Source organism: Achromobacter sp. K91 (genome assembly GCF_003576205.1).
Classification (GTDB): domain Bacteria; phylum Pseudomonadota; class Gammaproteobacteria; order Burkholderiales; family Burkholderiaceae_B; genus Achromobacter; species Achromobacter aegrifaciens.
On sequence record NZ_QWFB01000026.1, the window covers coordinates 18,473 to 33,708 of the forward strand.

At 67.8% G+C, this 15,236-nt stretch carries 12 protein-coding genes; 3 read left to right on the forward strand and 9 right to left on the reverse strand.

Annotated elements, in window-relative coordinates; genetic code table 11:
* Window positions 1-16: 16 nt before the first annotated feature.
* Window positions 17-1,093 (reverse strand): 3-dehydroquinate synthase, encoded by a 1,077-nt coding sequence (gene aroB, locus DXK93_RS07235; RefSeq protein WP_119449725.1) that lies wholly within the window; start codon window positions 1,091-1,093, stop codon window positions 17-19.
* A complete protein-coding gene (locus tag DXK93_RS07240; protein ID WP_054457189.1) occupies window positions 1,090-1,731 on the reverse strand; it encodes a shikimate kinase in 642 nt (213 codons plus the stop codon). The genes aroB and DXK93_RS07240 overlap by 4 nt, the downstream gene beginning before the upstream one ends.
* Before the next feature lie 114 nt (window positions 1,732-1,845).
* On the opposite strand from DXK93_RS07240, the gene DXK93_RS07245 reads away from it, so the two are divergent.
* Window positions 1,846-4,293 (forward strand): penicillin-binding protein 1A, encoded by a 2,448-nt coding sequence (locus tag DXK93_RS07245; protein WP_054457191.1) that lies wholly within the window; start codon window positions 1,846-1,848, stop codon window positions 4,291-4,293.
* Window positions 4,294-4,353: 60 nt separating this feature from the next.
* Here DXK93_RS07245 and cyaY read toward each other — a convergent pair whose 3' ends face one another.
* Complete coding sequence (gene cyaY, locus DXK93_RS07250; protein WP_013396958.1) at window positions 4,354-4,683, reverse strand: iron donor protein CyaY; 330 nt, start codon at window positions 4,681-4,683, stop codon at window positions 4,354-4,356.
* 54 nt (window positions 4,684-4,737) lie between these two features.
* Here cyaY and DXK93_RS07255 point away from each other — a divergent pair, with 54 nt between their 5' ends.
* Together DXK93_RS07255 and lysA are read left to right on the forward strand one after the other, a co-directional pair.
* Window positions 4,738-4,899 (forward strand): lipoprotein, encoded by a 162-nt coding sequence (locus DXK93_RS07255; RefSeq protein ID WP_225589042.1) that lies wholly within the window; start codon window positions 4,738-4,740, stop codon window positions 4,897-4,899.
* A complete protein-coding gene (gene lysA, locus DXK93_RS07260) occupies window positions 4,896-6,188 on the forward strand; it encodes a diaminopimelate decarboxylase (RefSeq protein WP_119449727.1) in 1,293 nt (430 codons plus the stop codon). Before DXK93_RS07255 ends, lysA begins: the two co-directional genes overlap by 4 nt.
* A 60-nt stretch (window positions 6,189-6,248) precedes the next feature.
* On the opposite strand, the gene DXK93_RS07265 is transcribed toward lysA, so the two are convergent.
* Genes DXK93_RS07265 through tssJ form a run of 6 tightly spaced genes read right to left on the reverse strand, consistent with a single transcriptional unit; the run spans window position 6,249 to window position 15,228 of the window.
* A complete protein-coding gene (locus tag DXK93_RS07265) occupies window positions 6,249-7,619 on the reverse strand; it encodes a hypothetical protein (RefSeq protein ID WP_147400226.1) in 1,371 nt (456 codons plus the stop codon).
* A 19-nt stretch (window positions 7,620-7,638) separates the two neighbouring features.
* On the reverse strand, window positions 7,639-8,370 hold the full coding sequence (tagF, locus tag DXK93_RS07270; RefSeq protein WP_119449920.1) for a type VI secretion system-associated protein TagF: 732 nt from the start codon (window positions 8,368-8,370) through the stop codon (window positions 7,639-7,641).
* A gap of 13 nt (window positions 8,371-8,383) precedes the next feature.
* On the reverse strand, window positions 8,384-12,013 hold the full coding sequence (gene tssM / locus DXK93_RS07275; RefSeq protein WP_054457198.1) for a type VI secretion system membrane subunit TssM: 3,630 nt from the start codon (window positions 12,011-12,013) through the stop codon (window positions 8,384-8,386).
* Window positions 12,010-13,287 carry a DotU family type VI secretion system protein gene (locus tag DXK93_RS07280; protein WP_054457200.1) on the reverse strand — a complete coding sequence of 426 codons (1,278 nt, stop codon included), beginning with the start codon at window positions 13,285-13,287 and terminating at the stop codon, window positions 12,010-12,012. Before DXK93_RS07280 ends, tssM begins: the two co-directional genes overlap by 4 nt.
* Before the next feature lie 27 nt (window positions 13,288-13,314).
* On the reverse strand, window positions 13,315-14,649 hold the full coding sequence (tssK, locus tag DXK93_RS07285; protein WP_119449729.1) for a type VI secretion system baseplate subunit TssK: 1,335 nt from the start codon (window positions 14,647-14,649) through the stop codon (window positions 13,315-13,317).
* Between the two features lie 18 nt (window positions 14,650-14,667).
* Window positions 14,668-15,228 (reverse strand): type VI secretion system lipoprotein TssJ, encoded by a 561-nt coding sequence (tssJ, locus tag DXK93_RS07290; protein ID WP_054457203.1) that lies wholly within the window; start codon window positions 15,226-15,228, stop codon window positions 14,668-14,670.
* Between the last annotated feature and the right edge of the window lie 8 nt (window positions 15,229-15,236).

A 15,236-nucleotide genomic window follows, 5' to 3' on the forward strand; every position in this document is an offset into this window, starting at 1 on the left:
ACCGTCTCCATCACGGCTATTGGGTGGTGCGGGCCAGCACGGCGCGCACGGCGTCGTCGGGGGCCGCGCGCATCATGGCCTCGCCGATGCGGGTCATGAGCACGTAGCGGATCGAGCCGCCTTCGGTCTTCTTGTCGACCTGCATCAGGTCCAGCCAGCGGTCGGCGCCCAGGTCGGGGGCCACGACGGGACAGCCGATGGCGCTCACCAGCGCGCGCACGCGCTCCACGTCGGCACGGTCAAAGCCGGCGACGTCGGCCGACAGCTCGGCAGCCTGCACCATGCCGCAACCGACGGCTTCGCCATGCAGCCAGGCGCCGTAGCCCAGGCCGGATTCGATGGCGTGGCCGAAGGTGTGGCCCAGGTTGAGGATGGCGCGCAGGCCGGACTCGCGCTCGTCCTTGCCCACCACTTGCGCCTTGAGTTCGCAGGAGCGGCGGATGGCGTAGGCGACCGCCTCGGGGTCCAGTTCGCGCAGCTTCTGCGCATTGTCCTCGCACCAGGACCAGAATTCCGGGTCCAGGATCAGGCCGTACTTGATCACTTCGGCCAGGCCCGCGGACACCTCGCGCGCCGGCAGCGTGTTCAGCACGTCGGTGTCTATTTCGACTGCGACCGGCTGGTAGAACGCGCCGATCATGTTCTTGCCCAGCGGATGGTTGACGGCGGTCTTGCCGCCCACCGACGAATCGACCTGCGACAGCAGCGTCGTGGGCACCTGCAGGAAGCGCACGCCGCGCATGTAGACCGCGGCCGCGAAACCGGTCATGTCGCCGATGACGCCGCCGCCCAGCGCCACCAGCACGCAGCGGCGGTCCAGGCGGTTGCCCAGCAGCGCGTCGAAGATCAGGTTCAGCGACTGCCAGTCCTTATAGGCCTCGCCGTCGGGCAATTCGATGCGCAGCACCCGCTTGCCGGTCCGGGCCAGCGCGGCTTCGGCGCGCTCGCCGTACAGGGCGGCGACGGTCGGGTTGGTCACCACGGCGATCGCGGTGGCGTCGGCGGGGATGCACTGGTCCAGGGCGTCCAGGCGGCCGGGGCCGATGTGGATCGGGTAGGCTCCGCCCGGGGTGTCCACGTGTACTACGTTCATATGCGCTTCTCGAAGGCTTGCAGTTGCGGCAGCAGCGCCTTGACCAGGGTGTGTATGGGCATGGCGCCCGTCTCCACCACCAGGTCGGCTACTTCCTTATAGAGGGGTTCCCGCAGGGTCATGAGGTCGCGCAGCGTGCCGCGCGGGTCGGCCGTGGCCAACAGGGGACGGTTGCGGTCGCGGCAGGTGCGGCGGAACAGTTCGTCCACGCTGGCGCGCAGGTAGACCACGATGCCGCGCTCGCGCAGGCGCTGACGGTTTTCCGGCGCCAGGATCGCGCCGCCGCCGGTCGCAAGAATTATGTTGCGCCGTTGGGTACACTCTTCCAAGGCGGCAGATTCCCGGCGACGAAAACCGGCTTCGCCCTCGATTTCGAAGATTACCGGCACCCGCACGCCGCAACGCGCCTCGAGCTCATGATCCAAGTCCATAAACTCGCGCCCCAGGGCACGCGCCAGGCCACGCCCTATGGTGGTCTTGCCCGCGCCCATCATCCCGACCAGGAAAACCGGCAGGTCATGCGGCAGCGTGGCGGCCTTGCCTGTGCACTCGATCGCGCAAGGCTGGTTTTCGGGCGTCTCGCAGGAGGACGCCGGGTCCGGGTCAGCCTCCGGACATGAGTTAGCGGAAAAGTTCATGACGGCATTATCACATCAGCCGCCAGTTGCCCGCCTACCACACTGAACGATTTTGTTACAGAAACCGGTGCCCCGTGCCAAGACGGACCCGGAGATACCCGTAAAATCGCCGCGATGAGCAAGCCCCAGAATTCCTCCAAGAAAGACAAGCCCGCCAAGAGCGGTTCCCCGATACTGCGATTCTTCGTAAAAACCGGCATTTTCTTTGCCGGCCTGTTCCTGTGCGGCGTGCTGCTGGCTGGGATGGCGTTGGCGCTGGCCTGGCCCAACCTGCCCGACCTGAACGCCATGACGGACTACCGCCCCCGGGTGCCGCTGCGCGTCTTTACGGCGGACCGCGTCCTGATCGGCGAATTCGGCGAAGAGCGCCGCAACGTGCTGCGCTTCAACGAAATCCCGGACGTCATGAAGTCCGCGGTGCTGGCGGCCGAGGACGACCGCTTCTACCAGCACGGCGGGATCGACTGGATGGGCGTGGCGCGCGCCGGCCTGACCAACCTGGTCAGCATGTCGAAGTCGCAGGGCGCCAGCACCATCACGATGCAGGTGGCGCGCAACTTCTACCTGTCGTCGGAAAAGACTTATTCGCGCAAGTTCTATGAACTGCTGCTGACCTTCAAGATCGAGTCGGAGCTCACCAAGGACCAGATCCTCGAGCTCTACATGAACCAGATCTACCTGGGCCACCGCGCCTATGGTTTCGCGGCCGCCTCGCGCACCTACTTCGGCAAGCCCCTGTCCGAAGTCACGCCTGCGGAAGCCGCCATGCTGGCCGGCATCCCCAAGGCGCCCTCGCGTTTCAACCCTATCGCCAACCGCCCGCGCGCCGAGCTGCGCCAGCGCTACGTGCTGGGCCGCATGCACTCGCTGGGCTACCTGACCGAACCGGAATACCAGCAGGCGCTGGCCCAGCCCATCGTCATGAAGTCCGCGGAAGGCACGCCGGCCGGCGGCTATTCCATCCATGGCGAGTACGTGGCGGAACTGGCACGCCAGCTGTTGTTCAACGTGTACCAGGACAACGTCTATTCGCGCGGCATCAATATCTACACCACCGTGCAGTCCAAGGACCAGGAAGCGGCCTACCGCGCCGTGCGCGAAGGCGTGCTGGAATACACGCGCCGCGCGCCCTACCCCGGCCCCGAGGAACAGCTCGACCTGCCGCCGGGCACCGAGAACAACCCGCAGGCGCTGGACGAATTCCTGGACGGCGTGTTCGACAAGTTCAGCGACAGCGGCGACCTGCTGACGGCGCTGGTGCTGTCGGCCAGCCCCACCGAAGTGAAGCTGGCGCGCAGCTCGCGCGAGATCATCACCGTCACCGACAAGAAGGTGCTGGGCGTCGTGGCGCGCGCGCTGAACGACAAGGCCAAGCCCGAGCAGCGCATCAAGCGCGGCTCCGTGGTCTACATCCGCAAGTTCGGCGACAACTGGGAAATCATCAACCTGCCTTCGGTGCAGGCGGCCTTCGTGGCGCTGTCGCCGCAAGATGGCGCCATCCGCGCCATGGTCGGCGGCTTTGACTTCTACCGCGGCAACTTCAACCGGGTGACGCAAGCCTGGCGCCAGCCGGGTTCGAACATCAAGCCCTTCATCTACGCCGCTTCGCTGGAACGCGGCCTGACCCCGGGCACGCAGATCTCGGACCAGCCCTTCGAACTGACGGCCGCGCAGACCGGCTCCAAGGCCTGGAACCCGAAGAACTACGGCAACCAGTACGAACCCATGCTGACCCTGCGCCAGGGCCTGTACAAGTCCAAGAACATGGTGTCGATCCGTATCCTGCAGGCCATCGGCCCGCAGTACGCGCAGGACTACCTGACCCGCTTCGGCTTCGACAAGGCCCGCCAGCCCGCCGTGTTGCCGCTGGCGCTGGGCGCGGGCTCGGTCACGCCCTTGCAGCTGGCCGGCGCCTTCTCGGTGTTCGCCAATGGCGGCTACCGCGTCACGCCCTACCTGATCGACCGCGTCACCGACAGCAGCGGCAAGGTCATCATGCAGTCCAAGCCGGTCGTGGCCGGCGACGCCGCGGCCCGCGCCATCGATCCGCGCACGGCCTGGGTCATGGACGACATCCTGCGCGGCGTGGCCACCTACGGCACCGCAGCGCGCGCCCGCGTCCTGCTCAAGCGCAACGACATCGCAGGCAAGACCGGCACCACCAACGAATCGGTGGACGCCTGGTTCTCCGGCTACACCCCGTCGCTGGTCGCCACCGCGTGGCTGGGCTTTGACCAGCCCAAGTCCCTGGGTTCGCGCGAAACCGGCGGCGGCGTCGCCATGCCGATCTGGGTCGATTACATGCAGACGGTCCTCAAGGGCGTGCCCGAAGAGAAGCCGCGTCCCCGCCCCGATGGCCTGCTGGTCGAAAACGGCGAGTTCTACTTCTCCGAATTCCCGCCCGGACAAGCGGTGGCGCGCCTGGGCTTGCCCGAGGCCGACACGCTGGGTGAGTTCCTCAATGGCCTGAACGGCAGCACCAGCGAGGAAACCCGGATCAAGGTGGCGCCGGGCGTAGGTACGCAAGGCAACACGCCCTGGTCCCAGAAGATTCCGTTCTGACGCGCAAATGACAAGGCCGGCCCCATGGGGCCGGCCTTTTTTTCGCCTGAAGCTGACGTTTTACAGGCGTATCGTCACGGGTACGCCGGCTGCCGCGGAACAGATCTGCGACAGGGCATCCGGCAACTGCGGGCCGCCTCGGGTATCGTTCCAGTGCTGGCCATCGTAGCGGTAGTGAAAGCCGCCGCTGCGCGCCGCGACCCACAGCTCCTGCATGGCAGCCTGGCTGTTCACCACCACATGGGTGTTGTCCTCGAAAACCATCGTCAGCACATTGCCGCTGCGGCTGGTTTCGACGTCGACATCGAGCGAAGCCGCCCAGTCATCGGCCTGGCTTTCGATGCTGTTCAGCACCTGGTCGATCAACGCAAGAAATTCGGTTTCGGTCATAATCGAGCCTGCAAGATTTAGGAGTTCCCAGTGTTCCACTTGGCATTTCGCCGCATGGTCCTTCGCATTGTAGCCACGCTGCTGGCGACCGGCATGGTTGCCGCCTGCGGGTATAAGGGCCCCTTGTACATGCCGACGCCGGACGGCAAGCCGCCCTCGCGCACGCAGCCGCAGCCGCAACCGACGGCCATCCCGCCGGTGCAGTCCATTCCATGACACCCCGATTCCCCGCGCAGCCTGAACTGGCCGGTCATCCGTACTTCCAGTTCCGCAACAATGTCCTGTACGCCGAGGACGTGCCGCTGGATCACCTGGCCGAAAAGCTGGGCACGCCGCTGTACGTTTACTCGCGCGCCGCGCTCAAGGCTGCCTGGGAATCCTACCGCAAAGCCGTCGGCCAGCATCCGGTGCTGGTCTGCTACGGCATGAAGGCCAATTCCAACCTGGCCGTCCTGAAGGAATTCGCGCGCCTGGGCGCGGGCTTCGACATCGTTTCCGGCGGCGAGCTCAAGCGCGCCCTGGCGGCCGGTGCGGACCCGTCCAGGATCGTGTTTTCCGGTGTGGGCAAGCAGGCCTGGGAAATGCGCGCCGCGCTGGCCGCCAAGGTCAAGTGCTTCAACGTCGAGTCCGAAGCCGAACTGCGCCGGCTGTCGGAAATCGCGCATGACATGGGTCTGCGCGCGCCCGTTTCGCTGCGGGTGAATCCGGACGTGGATGCGCAGACGCATCCATACATCTCCACCGGCCTGAAGGAAAACAAGTTCGGCATCGCCATCGAATCGGCGCTGGACGTCTACCGCCTGGCCCAGTCGCTGCCGGCCCTGGAAATCGTGGGCGTGGACTGCCACATCGGTTCGCAGCTCACCGACATCAGTCCCTATTTCGACGCGCTGGAAAAGCTGCTGGACCTGATCGAAAAGCTGGATCAGGCCGGCATCCGGATCGTCCATCTGGACCTGGGCGGCGGCCTGGGCATCCGCTATACGGATGAGATCCCGCCCTCGCCCCAGGCCTTGCTGGACCGTGTCTTCGAACGCCTGAACGCGCGCGGCTTCGGCCATCTGCACCTGGTGCTGGAGCCCGGCCGCTCGCTGGTGGGCAACGCCGGCGTGCTGCTCACGCGGGTCCAGTACCTGAAGCACTCGGAAGCGCGCAACTTCGCCATCGTCGACGCCGCCATGAACGACCTGCTGCGTCCCGCGCTATACGAAGCCTTCCACAGCGTGCGCCCCGTGCATCCGCGCGCGGGCGACGAAACCCTATACGACATCGTCGGCCCGGTCTGCGAAAGCGCCGACTGGCTGGCCCGGCAGCGCAAGCTTGCTCTCCAACAGGGCGACCTGCTGGCGGTGGAGTCCGCGGGCGCCTACAGCATGGCCATGGCCAGCAATTACAACGCCCGCCCCCGCGCGGCCGAAGCCATGGTCGACGGTGACAAGCACTACGTCGTGCGCCAGCGCGAAACGCTGGACGACCTGCTCAAGGGCGAATCCACGCTGCCCTGAGGGGCTGCCGCCATCCGCGGCGCGGACCGCACGCCGCATATGGGCGCGATGCCGCTCATTTCACTCGAACTCATGCGTGATGGAAGCCGGCCGGCCCGGCGCTACTGTCAGGGTCATGCGGTAATCGCCCGCTGATGCGTTGCGCACCGTCACCTGGTAACGGCCTGGCGGCAGGGACAGTTCGCGCAGCGGCGGGCTGACGCCGCGCGAGCGGCCATTGACCACCACCTCTCCCCACGGACGCACGGCCACGCGCACCGTGACAGGCGCCGCCTGAGGCGGCGGCGTCGCGGGCGCGGCGGGCTCTGACGCGGCGGGGGCTGCCGCGGCTTCAGGCTCAGGGGCGCTATCTGGCTTCGGGCTGGCGGACGGCATGGTGGAGCCAGTGGCTGCGGCCTGCGGCGGCGAGGCTGGTAGGGCCGCGGCGGAGGAATCCGGCAGGGTCGGTGGAGTCGGCGCGGGCGCGGGTTGCGGCTGTGGTTCCGACGGCGGCTGTGGTTCCGACGGCGGCAGGGGTTGCGGCAGCGGTTGGGACGGTGGCTCCGATTGGGGCTGGGGTTGCGGCTGAGCTTGAGGCGGCGCCACGCCAGCCAGCTCCACCGGCGGCTGTGCCGGCCGCAGCCATGCATATCCCCCCGCCGCGAGCAGCAAAAGGCCCGCCACGGCAAGCGGCAGCATGCGCCGCGCGCGCGTCGGGTGTTCCGGCCGCATCGCGGTCAGGCGAGCGGCGGCCGGCGGCGGATCGGCAAAGTCGCCGGCGGGCGTCTCCATCATCAAGGAAGGCGCGGTCATGTCCGGCTCCGGATCCTCCACAGGAGCGGCCACAGAAACCGCCGCAGGAGCCGGCACCGCCGGCGGGATCACGCCCATCGCCGCAGCAAGCGCCGCGGCTGTCCGCGGTCTCGCCTGCGCCTCCATCGCCAGGCCCTCGTCCACGGCGGCGCAGAAGGCCGCCCGATAGGCTCCCGGATGCCACTCATCCAGAGGCGGGCAATCGTCGCGTACACGGCGCGCCAGCGCGCCTGGAGGGGCCGCGCCCGTCGCCAGGAAGTACGCCAGCGCCGCCAGCCCGTACACGTCCGTCCAGGGGCCGCAAGAATGCCCCGGATCGTCCGTGTACTGTTCGAACGCGGCGTAACCGGCATGTCGCGCTGCGTCTTCGTCATCGGGCGCCACATCGAAAGGCGGCGCCAGGACGGCAAAACCCTGCCCGTCGCGGACCACGGCATCTGGGCAAATGCCGCCATGCGCCCGGCCGCCTTCGTGCATGGCGGCCAGGGACGCGGACAGGCCGGCCACCACTCGCAGGATCTCCTGTTCACGCAGCCGCCCGGGCGGCAGGCGCAGGATATCGTCCAGGCGCTCCACATCTGGCGCGGCCGGGAAGCCCCCCGCGCCCGGTCCAGGCGGCACAGCTGAAGTTCGTAGCATGCGCGGTCCTCCGGCAGATTCAGGGATGCCAGGTCGGCAGGGATGAGAACAGCCTGGCGAACAGCGTCGCGTTCAGCGCGCCGCCATGGATGTAGGTCTGCAAGGCCGCGCCGTCCGCCTGGTTGGTCCACCAATAGCTGGTGTGGGAACTGGGGTTGAAGCAGAACGGCAGGTCGGGCCAGGCGCCCAGCGCACGGCGCGCCAGCGGCGCGGAATCCTGCTCGCGGCCGGCGCTCAGGATGTCCATGATGTCGCTGCCGCCGCGCGGCGCGGCGGCGCCCGGCGCGGCGGCGCCCGGCGCTGCGGCAGGCGTACGCACCTGCTGCAGGCTGCGGTCGAACTGCTCCGCCGGGCAGCCATGGCGCACCGCCGCCAGCATGCTGGCGCCGATCTGCCGGTAGTAGTCGCTGGCGCCATCCAGGATGCTGCTGTGGTACTGCGCGGGCGGTACGGCCATGACCACGCACAGCGGGTAGCCCCGGCCCACCCGGTCGCGGCTGGGCGTGATGCAGCCCAGCTGTGCGACACCCGCGCCGGGTCCTGCGGGAATCGCGAAATTCCAGATGGGCGCCGACGCGAAGCCGCGCGCGGCATTGACGTCCGGCGCCTGCTTCAGCGCCGCCAGCCCGAACTGCAGCCAGCGGTCCCACCAGGTGATCAGCTCGCGCGGCAGGCGTCGGTGCACGAAGTCGCCCGCCGCCGGAATCTTGCCGTACCAGCCCACACGCCCACGCTCCACTGCTAGCTCCATGTCCATGTCCTGTTCACGACGCGCCCGGGCAGGCGAACGCCTGCATCTCGGCCAGATGGAAAGGGCTCTTGACGCTGCTGGCGGTGATCTCCAGCACCACCTTGCGCCCGCCCAGATCGAATGTGGCCAGCGTGACCTCCGGCGTGGCCCCCCGTCGCAGCTGGGCGCGGTCCAGCATGCGGTTCAGCGCCCAGGGGCCCGACGTGGTCATGCCAGCCGCGCCGACCTGCGGCGTGAGCTCGATGCGCACCTGGTTGCTGCCGCGCGGACCGGGCCACTGCACCGTGGTCGCCACCTGCGGACCATGCGCGTAGCGCACCGCCTGGCCATCCACGTCCATCACGAACTGGGTAATGCCCGCGTCCATTTCCACGGGCCTGATGGCCACCCGATACGAGGGCATGGGATTGCCCGCCATGAAATACACGTCGCGGATCACGCCCGCGCGCTGGAACGCGTCCAGCGTGGTGGAGTTCTCCCCCGACTTGCCGTCGATGCCGGGCTTGAAGCGCCAGCGCTGTCCGGAAACGTCGATCTGGTTCGCCAGGTTCTTCTGGAAGAAGTCGTCCATCAGGCCATTGGGCCCGAACAGCCGCGCCATATCGTTGGGCGCCACGTCGCGCGCCGAACGGCTCGAAAACGGATAGCGTCCGGCCACGGACTGGCCGCAGAACATGCCGATGGTGGCGGACACGGTCTCGCCCATGCGCGCGCGGGCCACGTCGGACACCTCGCCGGACGCGTTCACCGACAGCGAGTTGAGCACGTCGCGCAGCGGCCCTGGCAAGCGGCCCGCCTCGGCCCTCAGCTTGGTCACGGAATCCGAGCTGGGTGCGGGGCTGCCGCTGCGCAAGGCCGCATCCGCCGCCGTCAGATAGGTATAGAGCTCGTTGATGAGGCCGGTGGTGGCTGCGATCGGCGAGGTGGCGCCGGCCGCCGCGCCCTCGCCTTCGGCCAGCCGGCGGTACGGCTCGAAATGCTGGTCCACGATGCGCTCCAGCTTCTCGTCGGTGGCGTCGGCCCGCATGGCCGCGCCGGGCCCGGTTGGCCCGAACATCTGCTCCAGCGCCTCGCGCGTGCTGCTGACGCGGTCGCGCGCCTGGTCCACCAGCGAGCGGTCATCCTTGCCGGTATCGCGCAGCAAGGAGGTCTCGCGCGCAACGCCGCGCACCAGCTGCACCAGCGGAGACTCCGGCGCGGACAAGGTGCGCGCCATCTGGATGTTCTGCAGCAGCGACTTGCTGGGCGCCAGCTGCATATCGTTCAGATAGCCGTCCCACTGCGCCACGTAGTCGTTCATGTACAAGCGCTTGATGTCGACCACCAGCTGGCGTTGCGCCGTCTGGTCCAGCTGGCTGCGCAACGGGATGTTCAGGATCCACGCATCATCCGAACGCAGCACCTCGGCCACGCCGGTCACGCGCTTGTTGAACACGTCCCAATAGCCGCGATAGCTGTAGAGCGCGGGAATGCCCTGGCTCAACGGCTTACCGCTCTTGCGCACGAAGACGGCGCTGGCCTGCGCGCCGCCCAGCGTCACCACCGTGATCTCGGGCGCCGCGTCGGCGTTGGCCAGGGTGCGGCGCAGCCGGCTGTAGGCGCGTTGCGCCAGCGTGTAGCGCGCCAGCTTCTCGCGCGCCTGGGCCACCAGCGCGTCGTCCTTGGGAAACGGCGATGCAAGCACGTGGCTCTGCGTCAGGTTGCGCAGGTGCAGCGACAGCTGCTCATACTGGCGCCGCGTGTAGCCTTCAGGCAGGGTGGCCTGCATGTCCGAGAGCAGCCACGCATGCATGAACTCCGCGTCGTAGCGTTCGGCCTCGTACAGCATCAGATAGGCCCGCAGCGCCTCGTAGGAATACTCCAGGTCGCTGGCCGAGGCGTCGCGCAGGGCGGTCTCGACGCGCCGCGCCACCTGCGGCAGCAGCACCTGGTCCAGCGTGTTGCCGTACACGCCCTGCGCCGCCGCCCGCAGCTTCTGGCCCTGGTAGAGGCCATAGCGATAGCTCAGGGGCGGATTGTCGATCTCGAAGCCCTCGTGCTGGGGCAGGTACCAGAGGCTGTCCAGGAAGGGCATCAGCCCCAGCAGGTCGCCGGTGCGCGTGATCTTGATGTCGCGGCTCAGCTTCTCCACCGCCGGCACCCGCCGCGCCACCTCTTCCACGTAATCGGCGTTGTTGCGATAGCTCATCGTCCAACCCGCGACCAAGGCCAGGAAGGCCGCTGTCACCAGGCCGTACCCCGCCCAGTGCAACTGCCGATAGCGGCGTTCCCAACGCAGGTTGCGGCTGGCCAGGCCGGCCTCGCGGAAGATGACGTCCTGCAGCAGGTTCTTCAGGAAGTAGCTGCGTCCTTCCGCCTCGCCCGGCACGCTGGCCGCGGGCGCGGCGCCGCCGTCGATGCGCAGGTAGCGCTTCAGATGGCCAGTCACCTGGTCGAAGGTCTCTCCGCCCTGCGTGCCGCTGGTGAAGTAGACGCCTCGCGGAATGACCCGCGCCTCGAACTTCGAAGTCGCGAACACATCGCTCAGGAAATGGCCCAGGATGGCCTGCAGGCCCGCGAACTGCTGCGGCAACATGTAGGCAAGCGCGCGCCGCGCAGGATCGCTCTCGGCCGCCACCACTTCAGGCAAGGCGTCATCCAACCGCCGCTGCAACAGCGCATACTCTTCGTGAAAGGCTTCATACAGGTCGAAACCCGGCTCCTGCGCGCGCGCATACGGCAAGGTAAAGCCCCAGATCTGCGCCAGCTCCTCTCGGGTAAAGGAAGCGAAGTACTCTTCGAAACCGGACAGCAGATCCGTCTTGGTCACCAGCACATACACCGGGAATGCGATGCCCAGCTGCTCGCGCAATTCCTGCAGGCGGCGTCGCAGCACTGCCGCATGCTGCGCCCGTTCCGCATCCGACGCCGACAGCAGGTCTTCGACGCTGACAGTGAGCATGGCGCCGTTGATGGGCTGGCGGCCGCGGTACTTGGACAGCAGGCCGAGAAAGCCGCGCCACTCTTCTTCGTCGCCGGTCGGATCGCTTTCGTGCGTGGTGTAGCGCCCCGCCGTGTCCAGCAACACGGCATCGTCAGTGAACCACCAGTCGCAATTGCGCGTGCCGCCCACGCCGCGCAAGGCCACCTTGCCGTAGCGTTCGGCCAGAGGAAAGTTCAAGCCTGAATTCACCAGCGCGGTGGTCTTGCCCGCGCCCGGCGCGCCGATGATCACGTACCAGGGCAGCTGATACAGGTACTGCTTGGAGAACCGGTCCAGCGCGCCGCGCCTGCCGCGGCTCTCGAAGCGGGTCTTGCGCAGCAGTTCCACGGCCTCGTGAAAGCGCGCCTCCAGCTGGCGTATCTCGTCGTTGCCGGCGGCTTCCTCCAGCGGCTTTTCCGCCTTGGGCCGGGGCCGCCGCAACTGGCTCAGCAGCTGCGCGTTCAAGCGCCCTTCGCGCCATTTGCGCCACAACAGCCGCAGCAGCCAGATCGCGAACATCGCCACGATGACGGCGATGCGCACCGTTTCGCTTTCCAGCGGGCGCACCGTGCCGATGGCGATGAGCGGCCCCGCGATCCAGATCAGCACCGCCAGGGCCACCAGCCCCAGGAAGTTCCACACGCGGCGGCTGAAGAACCATCCGAACAGCCTGTAGATCATTCCTGTCCTCCCTGCTCGTGCGCCACCGGCGGCACCAGCACCGTGATCTCCACCCGCCGGTTCAGCGCGCGGCCCGCGGCCGTGTCATTGGGCGCCACCGGATCAGCGTCGCCGCGCCCTTCCGCGCGCACGCGGGCCGTCTGGCCCAGGCGTTGCTCCAGCATGTCCTTGACCGCATCCGCGCGCGCCTGCGACAAATGCCAGTTGGACGGAAAGCGTGCGCTGCGCATCGGCGTGTTGTCGGAGTAGCCGCGCACCAGGATGCTGCCCTGCGTCTCGCGCAAGGCATCGGCCACGCGCGACAGTACCGGCAGGTACTGGTCGCGCACGGAACTGGCGCCAGATTCGAATACGCCGTCGCCTCGCAGCACCACCACGCTGCGGTCCACCTCATCGCGCACGGTGACCAACTGGTCGCGGATCTCGGGCGCCAGGAACACCGCCAGCCGCGGCGCCGGCGCGGGCCGCTTCACGGCGGTCGGGGCGATCTGCACCGTGGGCGGACGCAGCTTGGCGATGGACGCGAACACGCCGTCGGACTCGCTGCCCAGACGCCAGCCCAGGCCCCAGTACAGGGCCAGCGCCAGGACGGCTGCCAACGCGCCGAACACCCACAGCGGCACGGGCAGGCGGCGCAATGGCGTCTGCGCCGGCTCGTCGCGCCAATGCGGAGACAGCGCCAGCGGATAATCGCCGCGCGCGCCGCGCAGGATGCGCAAGAGGCGCTGGCGCAGCGTTTCCAGCTGCGAGCGGCCGTTGTCGATCACGCGGTAGCGCCCTTCGAAGCCCAGCAGCAGGCAGTAATACAGCAACTCCAGCAGATCCAGGTGCTGCCCGGGGTTCTGCGACAGCTTGGCCAGCAGCTGGAAGAACTTTTCTCCGCCCCAGGTCTCGTTGTGGAACGTGACCAGCAGGCTGTGCGCGGACCACACGCCGCCCCCGCCCCATGGCGTGAGCGCCGCGGCCTCGTCCAGCGCCGTGCACAGGCAGTAGCGCGCGCCCAGTATGGTTTCGTTGGGGATGCCCGCCTGCTGCGCGCGCAGCTCGAACTGCCGCACTTCGTCCAGCAGGTGCTCGCGCAGCATCGCAGGCGAGGGATGCGTCGCCGTGGCGCGGATCTGCGGGATCAGGTCCAGCAGCGGGTTGGCCGCCGCCACCAGCGGATTGGCGCCGCTGATGACGTAATCGTGGGGACGCAGCCTGCCCGCCGTATTGGCAGCGCCTTCGCCGATGCCGCCCGGAGGGCCGGCCAGCGTGTGATCCGAAGCATGCATAGTTGTCTCCGCCTGGTTTGGCCGCGCTCAGTCGCGCAGCGCCCAGAACTCCATCGTCAGCCCGGGAAAATCGCCCGCCAGATGCAACGCCAGCGCGCCGGTGCGCTCCAGCTGCTTCCAGAATTCGCCGCTCTTATCCAGTTCGAAATAGACATGTCCGGCGCTGTACGGAATCTGTCGCGGCGCCACGGGCAGCGCGCGCACGGCGACGCCCGGCAATTGCAGGTGCACCAGGTCACGGATGCGTTCCACCGGACCGATCTTGACCTGCGCCGGAAAGCGCGCCCGCACGGTCTCCACGCCCAGGTCCGCATGCACCGCCAGCACGAAGCCGGCCGACTGCAACAGTTCCGCGTCCTGGATCTGCGCCACGCGCACGCCCTGGCCGCGGTCCTGCAGCGGTATCTGCAAGGCGCGCTGTTCCAGTACGGCCGACAGGGAGCGGCGCAGCTCGTTCATCAAAGGCGTGAAGCTGCCCTGCAGATCATCGTGCACGTAGTCCGGCAGCACACCGGGCCGGCGCGTGGCGGACGTGAAGGTGGCCAGGTCGCAGGCCAGCAACAGCCAGTCGTGGAACAGGCGTTCGGGATGCTGCGCCGGAAGCTGCCGCGCATGCCAGATCGAACCTATATAGCGGTTGACGGTTTCCAGCAGCATGAAGTCCGACACCTCGGAAACGCCGCCGCGGCCGGGCTGCGACAGGCGCGAGGCCAGCGCCTCGCTGCGCGCGTCGAGCAGCCCCTGCAGTTCATCGACGAAGCCCCGCAGAACCGGATGCTCGCCCGCCGCCAGCCACGGCGCCACATAGCCTTCGTCCAGCACCACCCGGTTGTCTGAACGCCGCTCCAGCACGCGCGCCACGCCCAGGCCCAGCCAGTCGTCGGTGAGTTCGTCTTCCAGCATCAACCGCAGCCGCAAGCGTCCGAGCTGCATCAGGACGGGTTCCAGCGCCACGGAGCCGCTGTCTTCCACTTCGGCCTCGTGCACCAGATAGCGCGCCAGCGTGTCTTCCTCGCCTTCGTAGATGACGTCGCTGGCGCCGGCGCGCACGCGCGGCAGGGCCAGTACGATGCGCGCGCCGCGCGTCTGCGCCGGTACTTCGAACGCCGCGGGCGCCGCGTCCGGATGCGAGAAATCGAAAGGCGTGCCGTCGGGCATGACGCCTTGCGCCCGGGTCAGCGCCACCTTGCCGATCGCCAGCGCGTCGCGGTCCAGCGACAGCAGGCCAAAGCCCCAGAAGCATCCCTGGAGCGTGGCTGCGCGCTGCTGCGCGGTATGCAGCATATGGCGTTCAAACTGCTGGAAATGCTGCGGCCGCAGGAACATGCCCTCCGACCAGATCACTTTGTCTCTACTCACCATGTGCGGTTCTCTTCGCTTCTAAAAGGGCCACCACGAACGGCTGCGATCCACTTCTTCCAGCCCGTCGCGCTTGACCGCGACCTTCACCGTCTCCTCGTTCGGCGAAAACTGCCAGACCTTGTAGATGTTGGTGTTCTGCGCCTCGGGCAACGACACCAGCAGCCGCCACTTGCTTTGCTCCAGTTCGCGATAGGCCGCCACCACGCCCACCACGCGCGCCTCGGCGTTGCCTGGGTACTGCACCACCTTGGTTTCACCCGGTTTCAGGATGACCTGGTCGACATTGAGCAGCTCCGCGCCCAGCGCCGCATGCGCATCGCCCTGCAAGGTGAAGAAGTCGCGCGATTCGAAGATGCTGGCCGATTTCAGTTCATAGATCGTCACCTGCACCGGCGAGGGCCTGCCGCTGGCGTTCTGGTTCACTTTCGGATCCGCGCGCAGTTCGATCGCGTACGGCACGGGCACTCGCTTGGCCGTCGACGAGCATGCCGCGAGCATCGCCGCCGTCAACGCAGCCGCGAGAATCGCCGCGGTGCGCCGCCGTCCCGTCGGAATCACTCGTAGGCATGGACCGTTCATAAGACCTC

Excerpts from the sequence above, each read along its gene's own strand:
- aroB (WP_119449725.1), bottom strand. The coding sequence starts at position 1,093 with ATGAACGTAGTACACGTGGACACCCCGGGCGGAGCCTACCCGATCCAC.
- DXK93_RS07240 (WP_054457189.1), bottom strand. The coding sequence starts at position 1,731 with ATGAACTTTTCCGCTAACTCATGTCCGGAGGCTGACCCGGACCCGGCG.
- DXK93_RS07245 (WP_054457191.1), top strand. The coding sequence starts at position 1,846 with ATGAGCAAGCCCCAGAATTCCTCCAAGAAAGACAAGCCCGCCAAGAGC.
- cyaY (WP_013396958.1), bottom strand. The coding sequence starts at position 4,683 with ATGACCGAAACCGAATTTCTTGCGTTGATCGACCAGGTGCTGAACAGC.
- DXK93_RS07255 (WP_225589042.1), top strand. The coding sequence starts at position 4,738 with ATGGTCCTTCGCATTGTAGCCACGCTGCTGGCGACCGGCATGGTTGCC.
- lysA (WP_119449727.1), top strand. The coding sequence starts at position 4,896 with ATGACACCCCGATTCCCCGCGCAGCCTGAACTGGCCGGTCATCCGTAC.
- DXK93_RS07265 (WP_147400226.1), bottom strand. The coding sequence starts at position 7,619 with ATGCTACGAACTTCAGCTGTGCCGCCTGGACCGGGCGCGGGGGGCTTC.
- tagF (WP_119449920.1), bottom strand. The coding sequence starts at position 8,370 with ATGGAGCTAGCAGTGGAGCGTGGGCGTGTGGGCTGGTACGGCAAGATT.
- tssM (WP_054457198.1), bottom strand. The coding sequence starts at position 12,013 with ATGATCTACAGGCTGTTCGGATGGTTCTTCAGCCGCCGCGTGTGGAAC.
- DXK93_RS07280 (WP_054457200.1), bottom strand. The coding sequence starts at position 13,287 with ATGCATGCTTCGGATCACACGCTGGCCGGCCCTCCGGGCGGCATCGGC.
- tssK (WP_119449729.1), bottom strand. The coding sequence starts at position 14,649 with ATGGTGAGTAGAGACAAAGTGATCTGGTCGGAGGGCATGTTCCTGCGG.
- tssJ (WP_054457203.1), bottom strand. The coding sequence starts at position 15,228 with ATGAACGGTCCATGCCTACGAGTGATTCCGACGGGACGGCGGCGCACC.